At 61.2% G+C, this 23,534-nt stretch carries 21 protein-coding genes, 1 tRNA gene and 1 pseudogene; 8 read left to right on the top strand and 15 right to left on the bottom strand.

Translation table 11 applies throughout. The features are described from left to right. Positions 1-54: 54 nt before the first annotated feature. The 4 genes from ACI77I_RS24320 to ACI77I_RS24335 all read right to left on the bottom strand — a co-directional run bounded on the left by ACI77I_RS24320 (position 55) and on the right by ACI77I_RS24335 (position 6,404). Positions 55-1,713 carry a hydantoinase B/oxoprolinase family protein gene (locus ACI77I_RS24320; protein WP_242149686.1) on the bottom strand — a complete coding sequence of 553 codons (1,659 nt, stop codon included), beginning with the start codon at positions 1,711-1,713 and terminating at the stop codon, positions 55-57. Positions 1,714-1,725: 12 nt separating this feature from the next. Continuing rightward, on the bottom strand, positions 1,726-3,804 hold the full coding sequence (locus ACI77I_RS24325; RefSeq protein ID WP_406998666.1) for a hydantoinase/oxoprolinase family protein: 2,079 nt from the start codon (positions 3,802-3,804) through the stop codon (positions 1,726-1,728). A 168-nt stretch (positions 3,805-3,972) separates the two neighbouring features. After that, positions 3,973-4,332, bottom strand: a complete 360-nt coding sequence (locus ACI77I_RS24330) for a LuxR C-terminal-related transcriptional regulator (protein ID WP_406998668.1) — start codon at positions 4,330-4,332, stop codon at positions 3,973-3,975. Beyond that, complete coding sequence (locus ACI77I_RS24335) at positions 4,269-6,404, bottom strand: LuxR family transcriptional regulator (protein WP_406998670.1); 2,136 nt, start codon at positions 6,402-6,404, stop codon at positions 4,269-4,271. Before ACI77I_RS24335 ends, ACI77I_RS24330 begins: the two co-directional genes overlap by 64 nt. On the opposite strand from ACI77I_RS24335, the gene ACI77I_RS24340 reads away from it, so the two are divergent. Together ACI77I_RS24340 and ACI77I_RS24345 are read left to right on the top strand one after the other, a co-directional pair. Then, positions 6,373-6,651, top strand: coding sequence for a hypothetical protein (locus ACI77I_RS24340; RefSeq protein ID WP_263273071.1), 279 nt, complete (start codon positions 6,373-6,375; stop codon positions 6,649-6,651). The two genes, ACI77I_RS24335 and ACI77I_RS24340, sit on opposite strands and share 32 nt — an antisense overlap. 256 nt (positions 6,652-6,907) lie before the next feature. After that, a complete protein-coding gene (locus tag ACI77I_RS24345) occupies positions 6,908-7,822 on the top strand; it encodes an ADP-ribosylglycohydrolase family protein (RefSeq protein ID WP_406998672.1) in 915 nt (304 codons plus the stop codon). Between the two features lie 23 nt (positions 7,823-7,845). On the opposite strand, the gene ACI77I_RS24350 is transcribed toward ACI77I_RS24345, so the two are convergent. From ACI77I_RS24350 to ACI77I_RS24370, 5 genes are read right to left on the bottom strand one after another with little or no spacing between them, the layout of a single operon-like run. Continuing rightward, entirely contained in the window at positions 7,846-9,105 is a 1,260-nt protein-coding gene (locus ACI77I_RS24350) for an NAD(P)/FAD-dependent oxidoreductase (protein ID WP_406998674.1), read from the bottom strand. Positions 9,106-9,108: 3 nt separating this feature from the next. Then, positions 9,109-10,680 carry an aldehyde dehydrogenase (NADP(+)) gene (locus tag ACI77I_RS24355; RefSeq protein WP_406998676.1) on the bottom strand — a complete coding sequence of 524 codons (1,572 nt, stop codon included), beginning with the start codon at positions 10,678-10,680 and terminating at the stop codon, positions 9,109-9,111. Between the two features lie 58 nt (positions 10,681-10,738). After that, positions 10,739-11,686, bottom strand: a complete 948-nt coding sequence (locus tag ACI77I_RS24360; RefSeq protein ID WP_406998678.1) for a dihydrodipicolinate synthase family protein — start codon at positions 11,684-11,686, stop codon at positions 10,739-10,741. A 38-nt stretch (positions 11,687-11,724) separates the two neighbouring features. Further along, a complete protein-coding gene (locus ACI77I_RS24365; RefSeq protein ID WP_406998680.1) occupies positions 11,725-12,651 on the bottom strand; it encodes a 4-hydroxyproline epimerase in 927 nt (308 codons plus the stop codon). Between the two features lie 12 nt (positions 12,652-12,663). Continuing rightward, entirely contained in the window at positions 12,664-14,289 is a 1,626-nt protein-coding gene (locus ACI77I_RS24370) for an APC family permease (RefSeq protein ID WP_406998682.1), read from the bottom strand. Between the two features lie 177 nt (positions 14,290-14,466). Between ACI77I_RS24370 and ACI77I_RS24375 the strand changes: the two genes are divergently transcribed. Together ACI77I_RS24375 and treS are read left to right on the top strand one after the other, a co-directional pair. Beyond that, positions 14,467-15,225 (top strand): helix-turn-helix domain-containing protein, encoded by a 759-nt coding sequence (locus ACI77I_RS24375; protein WP_406998684.1) that lies wholly within the window; start codon positions 14,467-14,469, stop codon positions 15,223-15,225. An 86-nt stretch (positions 15,226-15,311) separates the two neighbouring features. After that, complete coding sequence (treS, locus tag ACI77I_RS24380) at positions 15,312-17,378, top strand: maltose alpha-D-glucosyltransferase (protein WP_406998686.1); 2,067 nt, start codon at positions 15,312-15,314, stop codon at positions 17,376-17,378. Between the two features lie 100 nt (positions 17,379-17,478). Here the strand turns inward: treS and ACI77I_RS24385 are convergent, their stop codons facing one another. Then, positions 17,479-18,084, bottom strand: a complete 606-nt coding sequence (locus ACI77I_RS24385) for a cysteine hydrolase (RefSeq protein ID WP_263273058.1) — start codon at positions 18,082-18,084, stop codon at positions 17,479-17,481. A gap of 135 nt (positions 18,085-18,219) precedes the next feature. Here ACI77I_RS24385 and ACI77I_RS24390 point away from each other — a divergent pair, with 135 nt between their 5' ends. Beyond that, the gene (locus tag ACI77I_RS24390; protein ID WP_406998688.1) at positions 18,220-19,080 is read left to right on the top strand and encodes an alpha/beta hydrolase family protein; all 861 of its coding nucleotides are present in this window, start codon (positions 18,220-18,222) and stop codon (positions 19,078-19,080) included. Positions 19,081-19,177: 97 nt separating this feature from the next. Beyond that, positions 19,178-19,342, top strand: a complete 165-nt coding sequence (locus ACI77I_RS24395; RefSeq protein ID WP_406998690.1) for a lysis system i-spanin subunit Rz — start codon at positions 19,178-19,180, stop codon at positions 19,340-19,342. A 381-nt stretch (positions 19,343-19,723) separates the two neighbouring features. On the opposite strand, the gene ACI77I_RS24400 is transcribed toward ACI77I_RS24395, so the two are convergent. The 4 genes and pseudogenes from ACI77I_RS24400 to ACI77I_RS24415 all read right to left on the bottom strand — a co-directional run bounded on the left by ACI77I_RS24400 (position 19,724) and on the right by ACI77I_RS24415 (position 21,455). Further along, positions 19,724-20,023, bottom strand: a complete 300-nt coding sequence (locus ACI77I_RS24400; protein ID WP_406998692.1) for a hypothetical protein — start codon at positions 20,021-20,023, stop codon at positions 19,724-19,726. Positions 20,024-20,487: 464 nt separating this feature from the next. Then, positions 20,488-20,682, bottom strand: a pseudogene (locus ACI77I_RS24405) (hypothetical protein); the annotation flags it as partial. A 206-nt stretch (positions 20,683-20,888) separates the two neighbouring features. Further along, a tRNA-Leu gene (locus ACI77I_RS24410) sits at positions 20,889-20,975 on the bottom strand. Positions 20,976-21,173: 198 nt separating this feature from the next. Then, positions 21,174-21,455 carry a hypothetical protein gene (locus ACI77I_RS24415; RefSeq protein WP_094953889.1) on the bottom strand — a complete coding sequence of 94 codons (282 nt, stop codon included), beginning with the start codon at positions 21,453-21,455 and terminating at the stop codon, positions 21,174-21,176. A gap of 182 nt (positions 21,456-21,637) precedes the next feature. Here ACI77I_RS24415 and ACI77I_RS24420 point away from each other — a divergent pair, with 182 nt between their 5' ends. After that, a complete protein-coding gene (locus tag ACI77I_RS24420) occupies positions 21,638-22,087 on the top strand; it encodes a GFA family protein (protein WP_242149631.1) in 450 nt (149 codons plus the stop codon). A gap of 2 nt (positions 22,088-22,089) precedes the next feature. Here the strand turns inward: ACI77I_RS24420 and ACI77I_RS24425 are convergent, their stop codons facing one another. After that, positions 22,090-22,617 carry a DinB family protein gene (locus ACI77I_RS24425; protein WP_263273038.1) on the bottom strand — a complete coding sequence of 176 codons (528 nt, stop codon included), beginning with the start codon at positions 22,615-22,617 and terminating at the stop codon, positions 22,090-22,092. A 125-nt stretch (positions 22,618-22,742) separates the two neighbouring features. Between ACI77I_RS24425 and ACI77I_RS24430 the strand changes: the two genes are divergently transcribed. Then, on the top strand, positions 22,743-23,432 hold the full coding sequence (locus ACI77I_RS24430) for a tellurite resistance TerB family protein (RefSeq protein ID WP_094953886.1): 690 nt from the start codon (positions 22,743-22,745) through the stop codon (positions 23,430-23,432). Positions 23,433-23,534 lie beyond the last annotated feature (102 nt).

Here is a 23,534-nt window from a genome sequence, read left to right on the forward strand (position 1 = left end):
TTTTTTGTTGTTGTTCTTTCAAGCCGAGTGTCAAGGCGCGCGATGCGCCCCGGGCTAAAGTGTCAAGCCGTAGACCGATTGGGCGGTGGCTGCATCGATGTAGCCATTCTTCAGGTCTGCGCGAACGGCGTGTGGCTCGCGCCGGCTGGCCGGGCCATAGCCGCCGCCAGCGCCGGTGCGCACCCGGACCAGATCACCGGCATTCAGGGCGATGCCGCTAGCCATGCTGTAGTGTTCCTGTTGGCCGTTCACGCGAATGACTTCGACATAGTTGGGCGTGCCTTCACCCCCTTGCGCCAGGCCCCAGGGCGGGATGACCGAACGGGTGTAGCCGCAGGTCATGAAGCTGCCGTCAGCGCGAATTCGGTAGTCAATGCACACCCCGCGCCCACCTCTGAACTGGCCGTGCCCGCCGGGCTCGTCATTCAGTGCCAGACGCTCTACATACAGCCCATAACGGGCCTCACAGACCTCAACGGGGCAGTTGTAGGTTTCGCCATGCAATCCGGAGTAAACCGCGTTGTTGCCGTCGCGCCCGGGTTCGGCGCCCCAGCCGCCGATTTCCGGTTCTACCAGGGTGAACAGGCGGCCGGTTTCCGGGTGTGCGCCGCCAATGATGGTGGCGCACACCGACGCGAAGTTGCCGGCGGGTAAACGCTCCGGAAACTGCTGGGCCAGGCAGCACAGGATCAGGTCATGCACCCGAATCAGGTTCTCGAAGTAAAACCCTTCGGCGGCGGGCGGCAGCGCATCGAACAACGAGCCTGGGCGCGTCAGCACCCGCAAGGGGCGGAACGTGCCGCCATTGGTCACGCCTTGCGGCGCCGTCAAGGCCTTGAACGCCATTTGCGCCGCGACTACCGCGCCGTCGCGGCTGAGGTTGGTCGGCCCCAGGCACTGGTCGGGGTTGTCCCGCAGGTCGATCACCAGTTCGGTGTTGCGGATATCAATGCGCACCTTGAACAGGCTGCCATCATCTTGCAGCTCCTCAAGGTTCAGTTGCCCTTCAGGCAACGCCGCCAGCGCCTTGAGCGAGACTCTCTCGCCCAGGTCCATGAAGTCGCTCATCGCCAGCAAAAACAGCGCCGTACCGTATTTTTCTGTGAGTTCGCGCAAGCGCGTTGCGCCACCCCGGACAGCGGCAACGCCCGCCCAAAGATCGCCTTCCATAAAGTCCGGCATACGGGTGTTTGCGCGCAAAATCTGCAGTACCGAACGGATCGGCTCACCCTTGCTGAACAGCTTCACCGAGGACAGGCGCAGGCCTTCCTGAAAGATATCCGTGGCATCCGTCGACAACGAACCGGGTACGCGACCTCCCACATCGTTCCAGTGCGCGATGTTGGCGGTCCAGGCCACCAGATGGCCGTCGGCAAACACCGGCATGGCCAAAACCACATCGTTGAGGTGCGTTACCGCACCATCATGCGGGTCGTTGCTGATAAAAATATCGCCGTCTTCAATGTCATGCGGCAACGGATGGTGCTGGCGGATTTTCTTCACGGCTTTGTCCAGCACACCGACAAAGGCGGGTATACCCGCGCCGGAACTGGCGATCTCGCCGTGGGCGTCGGTGATGCCCGTGCCCATGTCCAACACTTCGTAAATCACCGGGCTCATGGCGGCCGTGCGCATGGCAGTGAACATCTCGTCGGCGATGGCCTGGAGTGAGTTCTGGATGATGTCGCGGGTAAAGATATCGAGCTTGCTCATGGCGATACTCCGTCAGCCGTTGATCATGATGTGCAGGTTGCCCAGGCGGTCCACCTGTACGCGGTTGCCGGGGTGCACCACCACGGTGGTGCCGGCGTCCTCGACTATGGCCGGCCCGTTAAACGTCATCAGCGGTTCGAGCAAGGCGTAGTCGTAGAGACTCGCCTCATGAATGCCTTCCTGGGCGTAGTCGACGCGGCGCCACCCCTTGCAGGCCTCGCTCACCAAACGGCCGGTAATCGGCAACGCCTGGGGCGTCAACTTGCCGATCTGAGCAATCGCCACCAGATGAAAACCGATGATTTCCACGGGTGCTTGCAGGCTGTAGGTGTAATGCTGCTTGTAGAGGCTGTGAAAGCGCTGTTCGATCACTGCCCAGTCTGCGTCGATGCGCTCGTTCGGCCCGAGCAGCACTTCAACTGAATGCTCCTGGTTCTGGTAGCGCAGCTTGCAATGCACCTGGACCTCGACGTGCGCCGGCGTGATGCCTTGCGCGACGAACTGTTCGCGGGCGGCCCCCGTCAGTTCTTGCAAAAACTGCTGGGTCTGCTCCAGTTCAACGAGGTGGCGGGTCTGTACAAAACGGTTGATAAACAGGTCGCGTCGCAAGTCCGAGAGGGTCATGCCCCAGGCAGAGAACACTGAGGCGCTGCGCGGGACGATGACCTTTTGCACACCCAGCTCCTGGGCGAGCGCAACAGCATGCATGGCGCCACCTCCGCCAAAGGCCATCAAGGTCAGCTCGCGTGGGTCATGCCCACGGCTCAGCGACACCAGCTTCAACGCGTTGACCATATTGTCGTTGGCCAAACGCACCACGCCGCGCGCCACCTCATCGGCCGGCAGTTGCAGGCGCTGCCCCAGGGTGTTCAGCCCGCGTACAACGGCCGGCAGGTCGGCTACCACGTCGCCGCCGCAAAAGTAATCCGGGTTGATGCGCCCCAGCATCAGGTTGGCGTCGGTAGTGGTGATCAGCGTGCCGCCATTGCCATAGGCGGCGGGGCCCGGCACCGCGCCGGCGGAATGTGGGCCGACATGCAGTTTGTCAAAGTCATCAACCCAGGCGATGGAGCCCCCGCCGTTGCCGATTTCCACCAGGTCGACCACGGGCACCATGATCGGGTAGCCCGCATTGATTCGGTTGCGCTCAATCCAGTAGTCGGTCTTGATCGATACCTGGCCGTTGCGAATCAGTGCACATTTGGCGGTGGTGCCACCAATGTCCAGGCCCAGTACGTTTGGCTCATCAATCAGCCGTCCCAGTTCGGCAGCCGCCCAAAAACCGCTGGCTGGGCCGGATTCGACCATGGTGATCGGTGTTTCCCGCGCATGCTCCACACTGTCGACGCCGCAGTTCGATTGCATGATGTACAACGGCGCCTTGTAGCCACCGTCGCGCAAACCGCTGGCCAGGTCGTCGAGATACCGTGCGGCGATGGGCTGGACATAGGCGGACAGCACCGTTGTGCTGGAGCGCTCGTACTCACGCCATTCTCGGGTGATCTGATGGGACGCAACCACCGACACCTGCGGCCAGAGCCTGCGTATTTCATTCAGCACAGCTTGCTCATGGGCCGGGTTGGCGTAGGCGTGTATCAAGCAGATCGCAATGGCCTGCACGTTGTCGGCGCGAAAGGCTTCGATGATCGGCGCCACTTGCGTAAGGTCCAGGGGCTGGCGCTCCTGACCGTTGGTGTGCAGGCGCCCGGTTATTTCGCGACGCAGATAGCGCGGCACGAAGGGCGCCGGCTTGACCCACTTGAGGTTGAAGTAATCCGGGCGGTTGGCGCGGGCGATTTCCAGCACATCGCGAAAGCCTTGGGTGGTGATCAACCCTGTCTTGACGCCCCGGCGTTCGGTCAGGGCATTGATGACCACGGTGGTGCCATGGGCCAGGAAGTCGACGTCAGCCAGATCCACGTCCGCCTTGCGGATGACATTGAGTACGCCCTGGGCGAAGTTGGGTGGGGTGGTGTCGACTTTGGCCGTGCGAATCGTCTGTTCGCCGGTGGTCGGGTCGTGTTCGAAATACACAAGGTCGGTAAAAGTCCCGCCGACGTCGGTGGCCACGCGCACTGTTTTGCCTTCCATACCCACAGGGCATCTCCTGCTGTACTTACGTTGTCATGGGAGCCAGGCGAGAGCCTCTCGCTGGTGTTGGGGGATGCTAGGGCGCGCTACTCGGCGCAGGCTACGAGTAGGGCGGGTAGGTGACGACGATTGCGGCATTTCGACTACCCGCATGGGTAGGTTGGTGGGTCAATGGGGCGCGTCGAGCAGGCCCAAGCGCAATGCGGCGGCCATTGCGGCGGTGCGGCTGTCGACACACAGCTTGGTAAACACGTGCTTGAGGTGGAATTTCACGGTGTTTTCAGAAATATCCATCGCCAGGGCGATGGCTTTGTTCGATTGACCTTCGGCAAGCAACGTGAGGATCTGCGTCTCCTTGGCGCTGAACGACAGGCGTGAGCGCACAGGGTGGGCGCGCCATCCGCGCAAGCGCGTGATGATGGTTTGTTGGCTGTGGGTGGTGCTGGCGCAGGCTTCCAGCGCGCTCAAAAGACACGGACCGGCTTCCAGCAGCAGCCCGGGCAACGCCTGGGCCGGGATCGATGCCAAGATTGCGTTCTGCTCGGGTGGATGGCCTTTGCCGTGGGCGGCCAGGGCCAGCAGTTGCAGGCGCCAGGCGGGTAACTGCAAGCCGCGTTCGTGCAAGAGCCTGGCGCCGCGTTGCAGGTGGTTGAGCGCGTCAGCCGACGCTCCGGTCGCGAACTGTAACCTGGCCAGTGCCAACGTCGCGGCCTCATGGTTACGCCAGTCATCGGGGTTCTTTGCGGCGCTTTCCAGGTCATTGGCCAGCGCTTCCTGACGCGCTTGCGTTGCACCAGCAGGTCGACTCGCCACGCGTTGACCAGCCGTTCCAGCCGCTGCCAGTTGCGCGCAGTGGCGAGTTCGGCTACTTGCGTGAGCTCCAGCAACGCTGGCTGCAAGCCAAGCGTGCGCAACGAAGTGCGCCATGCCAGCTCGGCGGTGACGGCGGTGATATCCAACCAAGCGTCGGTGTGTTTGAGCGAAGCCCAACCATCGCGCAACCACGGGGTTGCCTCGGCCCAGGCGCCTTGCCAGTACAGGTGCTGGGCCTTGAGGCAACCGGCCACCGCCCTGACTGAACTCTCGCTGCCGAATTGACTGTCGGCCACGGCCACGGCGGTGTCGACCATCTGTGCTGAGACGCGAATATCGCCTGTCAACGCGAGGATTTGCGCCTCATGGATCCGACAGTAATTTTCACCCCGTGGGTTGGCGGCCACCCGCATCTTGATGTGCGCCGAGCGAATCACTTGCAGGGACAGGGGCAGTTGGCCTTGTTTCAGTGCTTTCAAGGCCTGAGCGCATTCCTGCGTGCCCGTGGCGAGCATATTGTCGGCGCAGTCACTTTCCCACGGCGCCAGTTCAAAGCGATCGACATAGGCGTCGGCGAGCGTGCGCACCACATGATAGTCCCGCGCCAGGCGCTGATCTGCCTGCACTTGCTCTCGGATCAAATCGAGCAATTGCTTGGCGAGGGCATGTTCGCCGAGTTTGGCGTGCAAGTACGCCTGGAGCAGCATCAGGTCCGGTTCAGTACTCAGCGCCTTTTCATCGAATTGCTGCAGCAGGCTTTCGGCGTAACGGATGCCGTTGTGCATGACCACCTCCCAACCGCCGGCCCGCACGAGCAGGTCAACTGCCAGCCGGGTATCACGGGCACGCAGTGCATAGCGGATGGCCTGGACCCAGTCCCTTTGTGCCGCCAGCCAGTGAGCTGCGGCGTTATAAAGGTTATGAGCGGCGTCGGTCTCAATGCTCTGGTTGAGAAAGTCGCGCAGCAGCCGGTGGTGACGAAACCATTGGCGGCCGGCATCCAAGGGAACAAGCAGGGCGTCCAGATGCGTTAACTGCGCCATCCGCTGCGCGCTGTCATTACGGCCACGGACGGCGTCGGCCAGCTCGGCGTTGAAACGCTCCAGCAGTGCCATATCACGCAAAAAAGCCTGGCATTCAGGTGACAGGCGCTGCACGACTTGCCCCGTCAGGTACTCCGCCATGTCGGTGACACGCCCGGAAAATGCATTCAGGCCATGCAGTGAGGCATCGCCACTGTCACGCCACAACCTCGCCAGTTGCACCGCCACCGCCCAGCCTTCGGTTCTCTCATGCAAGTCCAGAAGTTCAGCGGTGGGTATATCTGCGCCGAGCACCGCCGTGGTTTCGGCCGCTGTGAATGTCAACGCCTGGGCGGATACTTCGTGCACCCAGCCATTGGCTTTCCAGCGCGCCAGGGGCCAGCCAGGCCGCTGGCGCGCCGCTACAACCCATTCCAGCCAAGGCGAAGCCTGTTCCAGCAAGGCCTGGACGATGGGGTCGAGTTGGGGGTTTGCCGCGCAGTGATAGTCGTCAAGGAACAGCGTCACCTTACGGTTAGTACGCGCCAGTGCATGCAGCAGGGCCGTGATCGTGCGCTGCGGTTGCACATCCAGTGATTGCGCGTGTGCCAGACGGGTCAGGTGCCCCAGATCAAGGCCGGCGTGGTCCAGCGTCAGGATCAGGTAGGACAGGAAACGATGGGGGTCGCCGTCGGCCTCATCCACTGACAGCCATGCGATGGTCGAGGGTAGCGTGGTCGACAGCAAGGCGCGTCGCCACTGCATCAACAGCGTCGTCTTTCCGAAACCGGCGGGAGCAACCACCAGCACCAGAGGGCCGCTTGTGCGCTCGCGAAAAGAGTCCAGTAACGCCTGGCGCGGCAAGGAAGTCAGCAATGTCAACGGCGGTGCCAGCTTGCCGACCCAGCACCAAGCGTTGGATGAAGCGGATGAAGAGTTTCTTTTCAAGACATCGGTCTCGCACGCAAAGGTTTGCGTTGGTTTTATCAGCTGCTTTTTAGGTTGTGGCTGACGCAATCGTCACCTGATGTTTATTCAAGCCCTCTGAACGCGCCACAAGCCACTTAGCCAAGTGCGCATTGGCACAATGCCATCGCGCTAAGCCCTTGTACGCCCTGTGCACCTGCCAAGAAAAAGCCGCGTGTGATTAAGTTCCTACACGCAACGCAGGATTTATCTGATTTTGAGCGTGCGGTGCCGAGTTCCCTCAAAAGGCGGCTGGTCGAGTAGGATAACCCTGCGACTGGATCAGCTCTAAAGGAAGACGGATGCCCCTCACACTCATTGATCGTTACCGTGGCAGCCTGCTTGGGTTAGCCTGCGGTGACGCGGTCGGCACCACGGTTGAATTCATGCCGCGTGGCACGTTTGCCGCCGTTACCGACATGGTCGGCGGCGGGCCGTTCAACCTCAAGCCCGGCCAATGGACGGACGATACTTCAATGGCCCTGTGCCTTGCCGAAAGCCTGCTGCGCAAGGGCGGTTTTGACGCGAAGGATCAGATGGGCCGGTACTTGAATTGGTGGCAGTGGGGCTACTTGAGTGCTACCGGCGACTGCTTTGATATCGGCATGACCGTACGTGAGGCATTGGCGGCGTACCAGCAAGACGGCAACCCTTTTGCGGGTTCTACACACCCGCGTTCGGCCGGCAATGGTTCGATGATGCGCCTTGCGCCGGTGGTGTTGTTCTTCTTTGCCGACCCGCAAAAGGTGCGTACATACACTATCGAAAGTTCACGCACGACCCATGGCGCTCAAGAAGCAATCGAGTGTTGCCTGGTGCTGGCGCAGGCCATCAGCAATGCCTTGAACGGTGTTTCAAAAGATCAAGTGCTGCACGTCCGCGACCCAGCGTTGACGGCCCCTAAAGTGCAGGCTATCGCCGCGGGTGAGTACCGCAACAAGTCCCGTGATGACATTGTCGGTTCCGGGTATGCCGTCGCCTCTTTAGAGGCCGCGTTTTGGTGTTTTCATCACATCGACAGCTTTGCTGAGGCCGTGCTCGCCGCCGCGAACCTGGGTGATGATGCTGATACCACCGCCGCCATCGTCGGGCAGTTGGCGGGCGCCTACTATGGCGTGCAAGGTATTCCGGCGGGGTGGTTGCAGACGCTATGGATGCGTGAGGAGATTCAAGAGGCGGCCGATGCGTTGTTCAGTGCATCCCAAGTGGCCGATTGAAAACCCGCACGCGGCGAGTTTTCTCAGAATCGATCCAACCGAAACGGTGCAAGTGCCGGCAGGCCTGAAAACGCAGGCTTCGCAGTAGCCAACTGCACCACCATCTCTGCGGTCACCGCCGCCTGTGTCAACCCCAGATGTTGGTGCCCAAACGCCAGCAGCACCTTGGCGTCACACACCTGATCAATGATCGGCAGCGAGTCGGGCAAGGACGGCCGAAAGCCCATCCACGGTGTAGCGCCCTGCGTGCTCAGGTCCTGGCGAAACAAACCCTGGCTCAGACGGTGCAGTTGCCAGGCGCGTTGCATGTTCGCCGGGCGCGTGAGCCCGGCGAACTCGACGGTGCCGGCCAGGCGCAGGCCGCCGGCCATGGGCGTCATGATGAACTTGCGTTCGAACGAGGTGACGGCGAATGGCAGGCGGTTGTGTTCCTGGGGCAGCATCAAGTGATAGCCGCGTTCGGTGTCCAGCGGGATCTTTTTACCGGTGAGTGCGGCGGTCAGGCTGGCCGAGTGCGCACCGCAGGCGATCAGCACCTGGCGCGCCGTAACGCTGCCCTGGTCGGTTAATAACGACACGCCCTCTGGTTCCAGGCGCCCACCCAGCACGCGCTGTTTGAGGAACTGCACACCTTCGGCCTTGGCGGCCTCCACCAGTTCGCAGACCACGTGATAAGGGTCCAGAAAATGCCCGGTAGCGGGGAAGAACAAGCCGCCTTGGATCGCTTCGCTTAACTGCGGCGCGGCCGTGTGCACCGCAGTACTCGACCAGAACTCAACCGGTACATTTTGTTGCTGCATGCGCTGTTGCAACGCATCCACCGCTGCGCGCGATTCAGCACGTTCAAACACCAGCAACGAACCGTCTTCGCGCAACAGGTGCGGGCGCTCAATCGATTGCAGCAGGCGTTGCCAGGCGCCCAGGCTGGCTTCATTCAACGCACGAATGCCCGCCACCGTGCGCCGGTAGTTTGCCGGGCGCAGGTTCAACAGCAGGCGCACAAACCAGGGCAGGGCGCGGGGCAGGTATTTCCAGTCCAGGCGCAGCGGGCCCATGGGGTCCATCAGCATCGCGGGCAGGCGCTTTAAGATCGACACATCGGCGATGGGAAACACCTGCTCGGTCGCCAGGTGCCCGGCATTGCCGTAGGAGGCGCCCATGCCGGGCGCTTGCGGGTCGATGACCACCACGCGCCGGCCTTGACGCGCCAATTGCAGTGCACAGGCCACGCCGATAATACCGGCGCCGATGACCGCGATATCGCCAGTGTTGGAGTCGCGCATGGCCTAGGCCTCTCTCTGGCCGTCGAGCAAGCGCCGCAACAGCCAGGGGTTGGCGTGTTGCAGGGCGCCGGGGAGCAAGTCGTCGGGGAAATCCTGGTAGCACACCGGGCGCAAGAACCGCAGGATCGCCGCCGTGCCGACCGAGGTGCTGCGTGAGTCTGAAGTGGCAGGGAAGGGGCCGCCGTGGACCATGGCGTCACAGACCTCCACGCCGGTCGGCCAGCCGTTGACCAGCAGGCGGCCCGCCTTGCGCTCAAGCACCGGGAGCAAGGTTTTCGCACGCGCCAGGTCCGCTTCATCCACGTGCAGCGTGGCTGTCAGTTGGCCTTCCAAGTGTTCCGAGACCTGGCGCACTTCTGCGTCGCTGGCGCACACCACCACCAGCGATGCGGCGCCGAAGACTTCGGCTTGCAGGTGCTCATTGCTCAAAAACGCACTGGCCTGGGTGACGAATAAATGCGCCTGGCCCTGGTTCGGGCCCTCAGCCGCCTGACCTTTGGCGGCGACGTGGGCGTGTTCGGTCAGCGCAGCCACGCCGGTTTCGTAAGCGTTGAAAATGCCCGGCGTCAACATGGTCTGCGCCGCGCAACCGCGCAGCAGCTCACTGGCGGTGGCGATGAATCGCTGCAGTGCGCTGCCCTCGATGGCAATCACCAAACCTGGGTTGGTACAGAACTGCCCGGCGCCCTGGGTCAACGATGCGACAAAGCCCTGCGCCAAGCCTTCGGCGCGTGCCTGCAATGCGCCGGGAAACAGATACACCGGGTTGATCGAGCTCATCTCGGCATACACCGCAATCGGCTCCGGCCGCGCCTGCGCTGCGTGTGTCAGCGCGAGGCCACCGCTGCGCGAACCGGTAAAGCCGACGGCCTTGATCCGTGGGTCGGTGACCAGCGCAATGCCCACGTCGGTACCTGAGCCATACAACAGCGAAAACACGCCTTGCGGCAAACCGCAGTCTTCAACCGCCTTGGCCAGCGCACGGCCCACCAGCTCACTGGTGCCCGGATGGGCGCCATGGGCCTTGACGATCACCGGGCAGCCGGCCGCGAGTGCCGACGCGGTATCGCCGCCCGCCACCGAGAACGCCAGCGGGAAATTACTCGCGCCAAACACGGCCACCGGCCCCAGTGGCAGGTGGCGTTGACGCAGGTCCGCACGCGGCAGCGGCTGGCGCTCAGGCTGCGCGGTGTCCACCCGCACATCCAGCCATTCACCGGCGCGCACGGTGCGGGCAAAGGTCCGCAGTTGCCCGCAGGTACGCCCGCGTTCACCTTGAATGCGCGCGCGTGGCAGGCCGGTTTCGGCCACGGCGCGGTCGATCAACGCATCACCGAGGGCTTCAATGTTGTCGGCAATGGCTTCGAGAAAGGCGGCGCGCGCCGTCAGCGAGGTTTCGCGGTACGTGTCGAACGCGGCCCACGCCAGCGCGCAGGCCTGTTCGACATGCTCGCCACTGCCGCCGGCATAGGCCGGTTCCAAGGGGGTATCGGTGGCGGGATTGATCGCTCGAAACCCTTGGCGATCACCGGAAATTGCTTGCTGACCGATCAGCATCTTGCCCGTCAGAGTCATGGGGGTCATCCTGGAAAAAAGGGTTGGCCGCTGCGAGAACCACAGCGGCGCGCACGGGTCAGGCGCGGTTCTGTTCAGCCGACCAGTTGGCGTACCACTGGCGGAACAGCGCGTACTGGTGTTCGGCGTAACGGCGCTGCGCATCGCTGAGCACGTCGGTGTCGTTGAAGTGCAGGGCGTAACCCTGGTCACCGTTGAGCACCATCAAATGCTTGTAGTACAGCACCAGGTCGCAGCCTTCGTCGAAGGACGACAGCACGCCCAGCGCGGCTTCCAACTCACGGGCCAGGCGCCGTGCCTTGGCGTCGCCTTTGGCGGCTTGTTTGCTCAGGGCCACCAGTTGCAGCACTTCGCGGGGCAGGGCGTTGCCGATGCCGGTGATCGCGCCAGTGGCGTTACAGTTGACGAAACCATGGACCACTTGAGTATCAACGCCGACCATCAGGGTCACGTTATCGTCCTGGGAGGTGATGTTTTCCGCCGCGTAACGCAGGTCGGCAGCGCCGCCGAATTCCTTGAAGCCGATGAGGTTCGGGTGCTCGCGGCGCAGTTCGAAAAACAGCTCGGCGCGGGTGGCGAAGCCGTAGTACGGGCTGTTGTAGATCACCGCCGGCAGGTTCGGCGCAGCCTTGAGGATGGCCGAGAAGTGCGCCTTTTGTGCGGTGGCCGAAGCGCCACGTGACAGCACGCGCGGGATCACCATCAGGCCATGGGCACCGACTTTGGCCGCATGTGCTGCGTGGGCCACGGCCTCACGGCTGTTCACCGCGCCAGTGCCGACGATGGTCGGCACACCGGCGGCCACCAGGCGTGCCACGCCTTCCTGGCGCTCAGCTTCGGTGAGCAACGGCCAGTCACCCATGGAGCCGCAGTACACCACGGCGCTCATGCCGATATCGATCAGCTCGCGGCCCTTGGCGACCAGGGCGTCGAAGTCCGGCGTGCGCTGTGGCGTGCACGGGGTCATCAGCGCGGGGATGCAACCGGTGAAGATGTTGTCGCTCATTGTTCTAACTCCAGCGTTCAGTTAAATAAGGCCTGGGCTCAGATGCCCCAGGCGAAAGGGTCCTGCTCATCGATCAGCAAGGTGCTGTCGGCGGTCATGTAGGCGCGGCCGGTGATGAAGGGGCGTACGCGTTCGCCGTCCCATTCATAACGGCCTTCGAATTGGCTGCCGGTGATGCTGGCTTGTACCCAGGTGGCGCCGGGCGCGAGTTTGCCGTCAGCGGCCAGGCACGCGAGCTTGGCGCTGGTGCCGGTGCCGCACGGCGAGCGGTCGTAGGCCTTGCCGGGGCACATCACGAAGTTGCGGCTATCGGCGTGGGCGTCACCGGCGAACAGTTCGATATGGTCGATCAGCGCGCCATCGGCACCGTGAATGCCTTGCTCTTCCAGGGCCTTGAGCATCGCCCAGGTGTAATCGGTGAGGGCATCGACGTTAGCCATCTCCAGCGTTTGCCCATGCTGCGACACCAGGAAAAACCAGTTGCCGCCCCAGGCAATGTCGCCGTAGACCACGCCGTAGCCAGGCACCTGCACCGCGACCTGTTGGCGATGGCGGTAGGCGGGCACGTTGCGCAGGGTCACGGCGCCATCTTCGTGCAAGGTGGCGGCTACCGGGCCCACTGGCGTGTCGATGCTGTGAACGCCCGGCTGGATGCGGCCCAAGTGGTGCAGCGAGGCGACCAGCCCGATAGTGCCGTGGCCGCACATCCCGAGGTAGCCGGCGTTGTTGAAGAAGATCACCCCGCAGGTGGCGCCCGGTGTGACTGGCTCGCAATACAACGCGCCGACCAATACATCATTGCCACGCGGCTCCAACAGGCAGGCGCGGCGCCACCGGTCGTGCTCGCTGCGCAGGTTGTCCAGTTGCTCAGCGATGCTGCTGCCGGCCAGCGTGGGGAAACCGTCCAGCACTAAGCGCGTAGGTTCGCCGCCGGTGTGGGAGTCGATAACGTGCAACCGTTTCATAAAACACTCCATTCAATGGGTGGCCGGGGACAAGCGTGTGTTGTGCTGGAGTTCGCTGACGGCTTCGCTTTCGTCGTCTTCGTGTTCCAGGCGCACCAGGTGCGCAGGCACGCCGGTGGCGGCGCCCCAGTAATAGATGCCCAAGGCGCAGACGGCGACGACAACCGTGTCATACGGGTGGCTGAGTACGCCGATGCCGCCAAAGCTGCCGAGCTTGGAGAGCAGGATGGTCACCGCGTAGAAGCCGATCAGCCACGCCGCCGAACGCACTTGCTGCTTGATGTTCAGGTGCGCAGTCGGCACCCAGCGCGCGCACAGCAGGTACACCGCAAACATCAGGATTTGCAGGCCGAGCAGCCACGAGACCGTGCTCCAGCCGGACCAGTACACGATCAGCGCGGCGATGATGAACGACAGTGGGCCGAGCACCGCCATGCCCTTGACCCGGAACGGCCGCGCCATGCCCGGTGCATTGCGGCGCAGCGCGGCGACGGTCACCGGGGCCACGGCGTAGCTCAAGATCAACGCGGCCGACACCACGTTGATCAGCGCTTCCCAGGATGGAAACGGCAGGGTCCAGAACACCGACAAGCCAAAGGTCAGCCACAGCGCTGGGCGCGGGATGCCGGACTTTTCGTCAATACGCGTGAAGATCTTGAAGAACGTGCCGGTCTGCGCCCAGCCATACACCACGCGCGGGGTGGCGTTCATGTAGATATTGCCGCAGCCGCTGGGCGAGATCACCGCGTCGGCCACCACCAGATAGGCCAGCCAGCCCACGCCCAGCGCCAGGGCGATGTCGCGGTAAGGCAGTGCGAGTTCCTTGCTGATCCCGGCCCAACCGTTGGCGAGCATCTCGGTGGGTACGCCGCCGAGGAATGCGGTTTGCAGCAGCACATAGATCGCCGTCGACAGCAGCACCGAGAGGATCAATGCAATCGGAATCGTGCGTTGCGGGTTCTTCACTTCACTGGCTACCGAGATGATCGGCGTGAGGCCCAAGTACGCAAAAATCACCCCGCCGGCCGACACCGCCATCTCGATGCCCGACAGCCCGAACGGGGCAAAACCCTGCACCTGAAAGTTCGCTGGTTTGAAGAAGGTGAACAGCACGCCAATCACCAGCAGCGGCACGATGAACTTGAACACGCTCACCAGGTTATTGGCGATGGCGAAGGTCTTCACGCTGCGGTAGTTGAGGACAAAGAACAGGCACAGCAGGGCGAACTGCACCAGCCAACCGAGGGTGGTCGGGTCACTGGAGCCGACTTTGGTCAGCTCGGGAAACCAGGCCGCGGCGTATTGGCGCGAGGCGACCACTTCAATCGCCACTAAGCTTGAAAACGCGATCAACGTGATAAAGCCCATCAGGTAGCCCAGCAACGGGCCGTGGGAATACACCGGGTAACGCACCACACCACCGGCGCGGGGCAGGGCGGCGCCGAGTTCGCAGTACACAATGCCCAACAGCAGCACGGCGAAACCACCGATCAGCCAGGAAATAATCCCGGCGGGCCCGGCGATGGCGGAGACGTGGCTGGCCGCAAACAGCCAGCCCGAACCGAAGATGGCGCCCAGCCCGATAAAGGTGAGGTCCATCAGTGAAAGTTGTTTCTTGAACTTGCCTTGAGCAGACATGGCGGCGCCTTCTTGTGAGTTATTGGATAGGCATGCGGTGGCGCTATCCTGAACCCATCAATGGCGTGGTGATTGATGTTTTGCGCGTGTGTGGATGACGAATTCGGCACAGTTCACCAGGCTCGACAGCCATGCCGGCATGCGGCAATCTGCTCAAAAAAACCGGGAGTCCAGGCCATGTTGCCGAGCGCATTTGCGAGCCTTTTTCAGGCCAATCGCCCCCACAACATTGAACAGCTCCTGGCCGGGGTGGCACAGCTGTTGCCGATGCTCGACGTGATCCCCAACGCCGCGATCTTCATCAAGGACATCGACGCCCGCTACCTACTCGCCAACCACACCTTGGTGCAACGCTGCGGCCTCAAGCAGCTGCAACCGCTGCTGGGCAAGACCAGCGCCGAAGTGTTCCCAGCGCAACTGGGGCCGGGTTACACCGAACAGGATCGGCGCGTGCTGGAGCAGGGGTTTGTGCTGGAAGACCAGCTTGAATTGCACCTGTACGGCACCCGCGAACCCGGCTGGTGCCTGACGCACAAATGGCCGCTGTACAGCGCTGCAGGCCAGATTATTGGCCTGGCGGGTATCTCGGTCGACCTGCAATCGGCCAGCGAAACCCACCCGGCGTACCAGCGCCTGGCCGCCGTGGACGAGTACATCCGCACGCATTTCAACCGGCGCGTCACCCTTGGCGAACTGACGCGCATCGCCGGAATTTCCGTGGCGCAACTGGAGCGCTACTGCAAGCGCGTGTTCCACCTCACACCCCGGCAGATGATCCAGAAAGTGCGCCTGGAACATGCGCATCGGTTGCTGCACACCGACCTGCCGATCACCGAAGTGGCGCTGCAATGCGGCTACACCGACCACAGCGCGTTTACCCGCCAGTTCAAGGCATTGACCGGGTTTACGCCGAGGCAGTATCGGCAGTTGGCGTAGTTGCCGGCATTGCAATGCAACGAATCACTCCCGTCGTCGCTCCTATGCTTACGAGTAACCTTTTCACGCACACAGGTAATAGGCTTATGACGGCGGCGGACAACGATCATGTGAACTGGCTGGTTGAGCAATCGATGCTGCACGCGGCGCGCCAGCGGGCCAAGCTGTATTCGGGGCAAGGGCGCTTGTGGCAACAGCCGTATGCGCATACCCGGCCGCGCGATGCTACCGCCTTGTCTTCGGTGTGGTTTACCGCCTACCCAGCCTCGATCGTGACCCGTGAAAACGGCACGGTATTGGAGGCGCTGGGGGATGAAAGCCTGTGGCACGCGCTGTCGAAAATCGGCATCCAGGGCATTCACAACGGCCCATTGAAGAAGTCCGGCGGGCTGTCCGGTACGCGGCATACGCCGACCATCGACGGCAATTTCGACCGCATCAGTTTTGAAATTGACCCGCAGCTCGGCACCGAGGCGCAGTTGCAGGCGCTGACGCGCATGGCGGCCGCGCACAATGCGGTGATCATCGACGATGTGATCCCGTCGCACACCGGCAAGGGCGCGGATTTTCGCCTGGCCGAGATGGCGTACGAGGACTATCCCGGCCTCTACCACATGGTGGAAATCCGCGAGGAAGACTGGCCGATGCTGCCCGACGTCGCCGAAGGCCGTGATGCGCAGAACCTCAGCCCATTGCAGGTGGATGCGCTGCGTGACAAGCATTACATCGTCGGCCAGTTGCAGCGGGTGATCTTTTTCGAGCCCGGCGTGAAGGAAACCGACTGGAGCGCGACGCCGGTGGTCATCGGTGTGGATGGCAAGCCGCGGCGCTGGGTGTACCTGCACTATTTCAAGGAAGGCCAGCCGTCGCTGAACTGGCTGGACCCTTCGTTCGCGGCGCAGCAGATGATCATCGGCGACGCCTTGCACGCGATTGACGTGATGGGCGCCAAGATCCTGCGCCTGGACGCCAACGGCTTCCTCGGCGTGGAGCGCAAGCTGGAGGGCGGTGCCTGGTCGGAAAGCCATCCGCTGTCGATCACCGGCAACCAACTGCTCGGCGGCGCGATTCGCAAGGCCGGTGGGTTCAGCTTTCAAGAGTTGAACCTTACCGTCGACGACATCGCCGCCATGTCCCACGGCGGCGCCGACCTTTCTTATGACTTCATTACGCGCCCGGCGTACCAGCATGCGTTGCTGATGGGCGATACCGAGTTCCTGCGCCTGATGCTGCGCGAAATGCACAGCCAGGGCATCGACCCAGGCTCGCTGATCCATGCGTTGCAGAACCACGACGAACTGACCCTGGAACTGGTGCACTTCTGGACCTTGCACGCCCACGACAGCTACCTCTACCAAGGCCAGACGTTCCCCGGCAACATCCTGCGCGAGCATATCCGCGAGCAGATGTATGAGCGCCTGGCGGGCGAGCATGCGCCGTATAACCTCAAGTTCGTCACCAACGGCGTGTCCTGCACCACCGCCAGCATCATCACGGCAGCCCTGGGTATTCGTGACCTTGAAGCAATTACGCCGGCCGATATCCAGCAGATCCGCCAGATCCATTTACTGTTGGTGATGTACAACGCCATGCAGCCGGGCGTGTTTGCGTTGTCGGGCTGGGACTTGGTCGGCGCGTTGCCATTGGCGGCCGATGAGGTGGCGCATTTGATGGGCGATGGCGATACCCGCTGGGTTCATCGCGGCGCCTACGACCTGGTGGACTTGAATCCGGATGCCGAGCTCTCGGCGGGGCAGATGCCGCGCTCGAAAACCTTGTACGGCAGCCTCAACAGTCAATTGCAGGACCCGGAGTCGTTTGCCTCGCAGTTGCAAAAAATTCTCGCGGTGCGCAGTGCCTACGGGATCGCCGCCAGCCGCCAGATTCTGGTGCCGGAGGTTGAACACCCGGGCTTGCTGATCATGGTTCACGAATTGCCGGCCGGGAAGGGCACGCAGATCACCGCGCTTAACTTTGGCGCTACGCCGATCACTGAAGCCCTGCACCTGCCCAATATCGCGCCGGGGCCGGTGGTCGACATCATTAATGAACGGGTGGAGGGCGATCTTACCGCTGAGGGGGAGTTCACCATCACCCTGGATGCGTATGAAGGCCTGGCGCTGCGGGTGGTCAGCCATTCGCCGATGCTTTAAGGGCGCAGGCTTGGGCCCGACGGCACTGGAGGAAAGTGTTGCGAAGCGACGCTGAACGAGGTGTAAAAAGGGGCGACTCTGCTAGGCGTCGCCCTTTTGCTTATTGGGTATCCAACGCCTGCAGAAACTGGTCGTGTTTCAGCGTTTGCGAAAACATCGGCAGCGTAAAGTTTTCGGCGGCGTGCTGTTGCTCATCGCTGAACGTTGCGGTGCAATCGGTCAAGGTCACCACGTCGTAGCCTTTCTCATAACCGGACCGCACTGTGCCTTCGACACAGCAGTTAGTCAGGAAACCCGCGACCACCAGGTTCTTGATGCCATTGTTACGCAGCACCAGGTCCAGGCCGGTGGTGGCGAACGCATCCAGGCCGCGCTTGCCCTCGACCAGGATGTCGGCGGCCTCGCGTGTCAGCGCCTCGGTGATCTCGGCGCCCCAACTGCCGGCGCGAAAGGCATTGGCGTCTGCCACACCTTTGAGAATTCCGTAGGTGCGGGTGGTCAGTTCGGGGTAGCCGTCGGCAAACTGGATCGGCATATGGATGATTTTCACGCCGAGCTTGCGTGCCTGCTCAACCGTGGTGGCGGTATTGGCCAACATGTTGGTGGTGTGCATGACGTCTTTGACGGCGTCGTGAAACACCCCGCCCGGGGTGGTGAAGTCGTTCTGAAATTCAATCAAAACCAACGCGGTGGTAGTCGGGTTCATGTTGATGCTCCGATGAGGTGATTGTTTCACTCGTGCAGTTATAGGCTGTTTAGCGTGCCCCGTCATGAGATAGCAACGGGGCGCAGGCACAGTGGCGCTTTCGGTACTCGGACGTACCCTCCCTGGAATTGAATCATGTTTCGACACTTGGTTTTTTGGCTGGGCCTGCTCGTGCTGCTGCCTCGGCTGACCCTGGCGGAGCCTGTAAGTTTTGCCACCCAGGACATTACCTTCCAAAGCGCCGGTGTTGCACTGGCCGGCACCGTCTTCCTGCCCGAGCATCCGCAGGTGGGCGTGGTACTTGTGCACGGCTCCGGTCAGGAACCGCGCATGGTTCGTTTCGCAACGCTGCTGGCCGGGCGTGGCATTGCCGTGCTGACCTACGACAAGCGCGGCGTCGGGCAATCCGCTGGTGTATACGTCGGCCCCGAGGTGGGTACCAACAACCTCGATGCGTCCAACCTGGTGGCCCTGGCGGGTGATGCAAATGCAGCGGTTACGGCCCTGTCAGCACAGGCTGCGGTGCCCATCGGGCTGGTGGGTTTCAGCCAGGCCGGCTGGGTCATTCCCATCGCCGCAGAACACAATCGCAGCGTCAATTTCATGGTGCTGTTCAGCGGGCCTGTCCTCACCACACGGGAGCAATTGCGGTTTCAGTTTCTGACCCAGGGCAAGGCGGACTTCTGGCGCACTCACAGCCAAGCGGATGTGCGTCAACATATCGCGCAAGACCCCGACCGTTACCCGTTTGTCGACACTGACCCGCGCGCTGCGTTGGCCAAGGTGTCGACCCCGGGGCTGTGGTTGTTGGGCGGCAAAGACCTGCAAACTCCGGCGTTCATGGCCATCGAGCGGTTGGACGCGATGAATGCCAAGGGCAAGGCATTTGAATATCGGCTCTATCCCGAGTTGGGGCACAACGTCTCACCCGGCGGCGCCGGCCAGTCGGTTGAAGACGCGGTGCAATGGATCAAGGCAGTCACGGTTGCTCGTTGAGGCGCTCGCCACAATTCATTTGGCATCGTGAAAAATGATGCCGAGGGTTCTGCGCTCACCGCGATGAAGGCGGCTCAGTCGTGCCGATAGCGGCAACGTGTCCAGTTCCACCAGCACCGCCAGCCCGGGTGATGCAGGAACCGTCGAAATCAGTCGAGAAACTGGACAAGCTGTTTTCGATTTACGGAGAGACCTCATCGCCGACCAAGCAGCCTTGAGGGCGGCGCAGACGTATATCAGGGATGTCTGCCAGCGACCCTAGGAGGCCCGGGTTTCGCTTTGCCTTTTTGCGGCCAACTCTTTTTGACGGTTCTTCTTATCCAATTGGTAGCCCAACCAGAGTGTGGTGATACCGAAAACAACCAGTAGTGCTATCTGATATATGGGCGCTCTTTTCTCCCTGAAAAAATTAGATACGCAGAAGGGTTTGGCTGCATCGTGCAATATTTTTCCGAAGCACTCAGGTGTGTGACGAGTGAACGGCGATTTGATGGTGGGCTGATCAGGGCTTAAAGAAAAGAAAGACCTGCGAGCAGGCCATGGTGGCCTGCTGCAGTAACATTCAGGAGTAGCGAGAACTGTAGTGTTTTTTTGTTTTTACAGGTTTTTAGATTGCTACTCTTTTTGTGTTTTTTTATTGTTTTTAAGGTGCGCTTCGGCAGCTCTCGCAGCGCCATCCCTTATAATTTTCGGATTTCTCAAGCGCTGTAATAAAATCACGACCGCCTATACTGTTTTGGCAGTTGTTATGTTTTTCATTTGGTTCTTTCACCCCCTCGCATCGTTTTTTCAGGAAGGGGCTTACCACCGCCTGCTGCTTTGACGAAAGCGCTCTAAAACCCTTGTCTACGGCTAGCTTGGCGTAGCTTTGTACGCTCGGCTTTTCACCTTGAAATGCGTTCTTCGCGATAAGGGCCGAGAAAATCTCTCGCTCGATAGTCATTCGTCAATCCTTTATTAAACCAACAAATTTGCTCATGTTTTTTCTTATACTGAGCAATGCGAAAACATACGTTACCACTAGGTGGGGTTTTATTGAACTGGGTTTCCATCCAGCTATAAAAGGCAAGGCCTCTCGTTTTCGGTTAGTGAATATTGGTTTCTTGGTGTTTAGAATATTTCAAGAGGTCTTTGTTGCAATTTGTTTCTTGTTTGGGAGAGTGAGGAAGTTTCGCTTTGCACTTTAATGAGGTCGTGCGCCGTGGGACGCTTCTGTCTTTCGCGCTAAATTTAAGGATGACGCTACTTCTTATGAGCTTCTATAAAGTTCCGCGATCCCCTATCCCGGGCTGTCGATCAAATTGGCACGACTGGTACTGTGTGCGACGCGACCTATACTGCCTTGACTAACTAACAGGAGTGCGAAATTCTCTAATCTCCACAGAAGAGGTGGTGCGTTTGCGGCTACCCGGCAAACTCTGCGCTCTTCGCCTGGGTCTCTAGCAGCATTTGGCTGATGCCGAAAACGTCAGCCCGCGCTTTGCGCAGTTGCAGGTTCAGCTCCTGGATCTCGTTCTCCAAAAGTCTGCCGTGCTGGCGGTACATTTCCAGGGGCGTAGGGCATCCAAGCCACGCAGAGGTGTCTTCGTCGATAGGGTGCATGGCGAGGTAATCCGATTGCTGTATGTTCGTACAGTAATCGAGGTTTAGGCATGATGCGATTTGAGGCGACGAGCTGTAGCGGATTTTGGGTTGGTGTTCGGTCGGCAGGACGCCGGTGGAGTGGAATTGCGGTGCAGTGTATTAAATTGCGGAGCACAAAAGATAAGGGCCTGCATGAAATTCATCATGCAAGCCCTTGATATCTATGGTGCCCGAAGCCGGAATCGAACCGGCACGCCCTTACGAGCGGGGGATTTTAAGTCCCATGCGTCTACCAGTTTCGCCATTCGGGCGGTAGCGCGGTGCAGCAGGGTTGGGAATATATAGACCCGAGCGTTTGGATGCAAGGTCGAAAACGCTGTTTATCGCTTTAATCCAAAGCTGAAAAAGCTTGTCAGATCAGTGATCTACACAGGAAAGCTGGGGCTGAAGCGAGGTGTTGGACACCTCGCGAAACGTTCCAGTCAACAACTGACACGGGCCTGAATGACTCAGACAAATGGCTGCCCGCTGAAACCGCGTGGCAAACGCTGCAAGCCGGGCAGGTCGGTGAGGCGTTGTGTCCACGCGCTGCGCCAATCGCTGGCGGTGTGGGTTTTGGCTTTGCGTGCGGAGCGGCGGGCGGCGTTGCGTTGGGTGCGGCGCGCTTCCTTGTAGGCATCGGTATTGCGGCAGGTACGGCATTTGACTCGGTTCAGCTCAGTGCTGGACGTGAGGTTGCTGCCGTGGTGGCCGCAGGCTAAATGCCCGGCGACCTTGAAGTGAGTGACCATGTAAGCGTCTCCTTCTTATGGGGTGCGCGCATCGGTAATACGCTGATGTGCGCGAGGAGGGCGGGCTGCGGAAAATCCCGACACCTGAAGTTACGACCCCAGACGCAGCGCAGCGTTCGGTTTTGCGCTTAAGGGTGTTCAGGCTAATCTGTGCCGCCAACAATCATAAAAAGGAGTGAATGATGAGCGTCGAAAAACTGCCGCTGGAAGGCAGCTGCCGCTGCAATCGGGTGCGTTTCAGTGTGAGCTTGCCACCGGTGATTACCATGGCGTGCCATTGCAGCGGCTGCCAGAAAATGACCTCCAGTGCGTTCTCCCTCAGCGCGCTGTTTCCCGCCAGCGGCTTTACCGTGACTCAGGGCTGCCCGGTGATTGGCGGCTTGCACGGTGTGGACCGCCACTATTGCTGCCCGCATTGCATGAGCTGGCTGTTTACCCGCCCGCATGGCATCGATGAGTTCGTCAATGTGCGTGCGACCTTGCTGGATAACGCCAGTGATTACGTGCCTTTCATGGAAACCTGGACCAGCGAAAAGCTGCCTTGGGCCACGACCCCCGCGGTCGAAAGCTTTGCGCAATTGCCTGAGCTGCAAGAATTCCCGCGCTTGATGCAGGCCTACGCGCAGCGCTGAGTTCAGTCGACCAGTGCCAGCAGGTCGGTGTCGCCCACGTCCACGCCCGCCTGGGTCAGCAACGTGGTTGCCTGGCCCCGGTGGTGGGTCTGGTGGTTGAAAAAATGCACCAGCAAGCCGAAGAACGGTTTGCTGTTCGCCACGCCGCGCATGTTGTGGTAACTCAGGCGCTGATCCAGGTCGGTTTCGCGCAGGCTGTGGGCCCACTCGAGGATGAGTTGGTCCAGCCAGGCGCGATGGTTTGCCAGCTCGCGGATATCGGCAAAGGCCAACTGCTTGAGGTCGCTGGGTGTGGCAATCGCACTTAAGGAGGCCAGGGCCGCAAAGTTTGCCGGGTGCTGGGCAAAGCGCTTGAGCCAGACGGTGTCGCCCAGCGCCAGGTGATTGAGGGTGCCGAGAATCGAGCCGAAAAACGCCTGTCGGTCCGCGCTCAGCTCTGCGTCCGTCAGCGTGCCGGCGGCTTCGTAGACTTTGCGGTTCATCCACTGGTTGTAGTGGGCCATCAACGCGATGTGCTCGATGCGGTTCACGTGGGTTCTCTCTTAGCGGCGTAGTGGCGCCATCATAAGGCGTGCCCGCCCGGCGGTCATGGTGTTCCAGCCTGGGCGGGCTATGGTTGTTGAACGCCATTACTGCGCCCCGGGAGGGTGAGAGCATGAACACCAGCGATCTATTGGAACAATTGCTGCGCGGGCAGCAAGGCGGCGGCGCCTCGGGCGGTGGCCTGGGTGGGCTGCTGGGCGGTTTACTGAAAGGCACCAGTACCGGGAATGCCTCGGCTGGCGGCGGTTTGGGTGGGTTATTGGGTGGCCTGGGTGGGTTGTTGGGCGGTGCGCCCGCCAGTGGTTCGACGCCGACGCGCTCAGGCGGGATGAATTACGCGGCGCTGGCTTCGTTGGGAATGGCGGCGTTTCAGGCGTATCAGGCGTGGCAGCGTCAGCAGGCGTCTGCGCCGCAGCAAGCGATCCAAACGGTTGACCAGCTTGATGGGCCGCAGGCTGAGGCTCATAGCCATGCGCTGTTGCGTGCGCTGATTGCGGCGGCTAAGGCGGATGGCGAGATTGATGAGCAGGAGCAGGAGATGATCTCAGCCGAGATTGGGCGCCATACTGATGACCCGCAATTGCAGCAATGGCTCGATGCCGAGGTGGCCAAGCCGCTGAATGCTGCGGATTTTGCTGAATATGCGAAAGATCCGGCGGTGGCTTCGGAGGTTTATTTGGCCAGTGTGATGCTGGTGAATGTTGAGCAGGCAGGGGAGCGGGGTTATCTGGATGAGTTGGCGGGGCAGTTGCGGATTGATCCGGGGTTGCAGGTGCATCTGGAGCAGCAGGCTAAGGCTTAGAGGCTGTTTTTTGAGTACATATCCGTTGCTGCGGTAACGGCTGATATGGGTTCCGCCCTTACGGCGGGTCACTTTTGAAAGAGCCCAAAAGTAACCAAAAGG

This window comes from Pseudomonas sp. D47, assembly GCF_045447305.1.
Lineage (GTDB): Bacteria > Pseudomonadota > Gammaproteobacteria > Pseudomonadales > Pseudomonadaceae > Aquipseudomonas.

Bases quoted from the DNA above. Each gene is read 5' to 3' on its own strand.
- ACI77I_RS24385 (WP_263273058.1), bottom strand. From the start codon at position 18,084: ATGAACCCGACTACCACCGCGTTGGTTTTGATTGAATTTCAGAACGAC.
- ACI77I_RS24375 (WP_406998684.1), top strand. From the start codon at position 14,467: ATGTTGCCGAGCGCATTTGCGAGCCTTTTTCAGGCCAATCGCCCCCAC.
- ACI77I_RS24370 (WP_406998682.1), bottom strand. From the start codon at position 14,289: ATGTCTGCTCAAGGCAAGTTCAAGAAACAACTTTCACTGATGGACCTC.
- ACI77I_RS24325 (WP_406998666.1), bottom strand. From the start codon at position 3,804: ATGGAAGGCAAAACAGTGCGCGTGGCCACCGACGTCGGCGGGACTTTT.
- ACI77I_RS24350 (WP_406998674.1), bottom strand. From the start codon at position 9,105: ATGCGCGACTCCAACACTGGCGATATCGCGGTCATCGGCGCCGGTATT.
- ACI77I_RS24430 (WP_094953886.1), top strand. From the start codon at position 22,743: ATGAACACCAGCGATCTATTGGAACAATTGCTGCGCGGGCAGCAAGGC.
- ACI77I_RS24360 (WP_406998678.1), bottom strand. From the start codon at position 11,686: ATGAGCGACAACATCTTCACCGGTTGCATCCCCGCGCTGATGACCCCG.
- ACI77I_RS24365 (WP_406998680.1), bottom strand. From the start codon at position 12,651: ATGAAACGGTTGCACGTTATCGACTCCCACACCGGCGGCGAACCTACG.
- ACI77I_RS24420 (WP_242149631.1), top strand. From the start codon at position 21,638: ATGAGCGTCGAAAAACTGCCGCTGGAAGGCAGCTGCCGCTGCAATCGG.
- ACI77I_RS24390 (WP_406998688.1), top strand. From the start codon at position 18,220: ATGTTTCGACACTTGGTTTTTTGGCTGGGCCTGCTCGTGCTGCTGCCT.
- ACI77I_RS24345 (WP_406998672.1), top strand. From the start codon at position 6,908: ATGCCCCTCACACTCATTGATCGTTACCGTGGCAGCCTGCTTGGGTTA.
- ACI77I_RS24335 (WP_406998670.1), bottom strand. From the start codon at position 6,404: ATGCAGTGGCGACGCGCCTTGCTGTCGACCACGCTACCCTCGACCATC.
- treS (WP_406998686.1), top strand. From the start codon at position 15,312: ATGACGGCGGCGGACAACGATCATGTGAACTGGCTGGTTGAGCAATCG.
- ACI77I_RS24400 (WP_406998692.1), bottom strand. From the start codon at position 20,023: ATGACTATCGAGCGAGAGATTTTCTCGGCCCTTATCGCGAAGAACGCA.
- ACI77I_RS24320 (WP_242149686.1), bottom strand. From the start codon at position 1,713: ATGAGCAAGCTCGATATCTTTACCCGCGACATCATCCAGAACTCACTC.
- ACI77I_RS24415 (WP_094953889.1), bottom strand. From the start codon at position 21,455: ATGGTCACTCACTTCAAGGTCGCCGGGCATTTAGCCTGCGGCCACCAC.
- ACI77I_RS24355 (WP_406998676.1), bottom strand. From the start codon at position 10,680: ATGACTCTGACGGGCAAGATGCTGATCGGTCAGCAAGCAATTTCCGGT.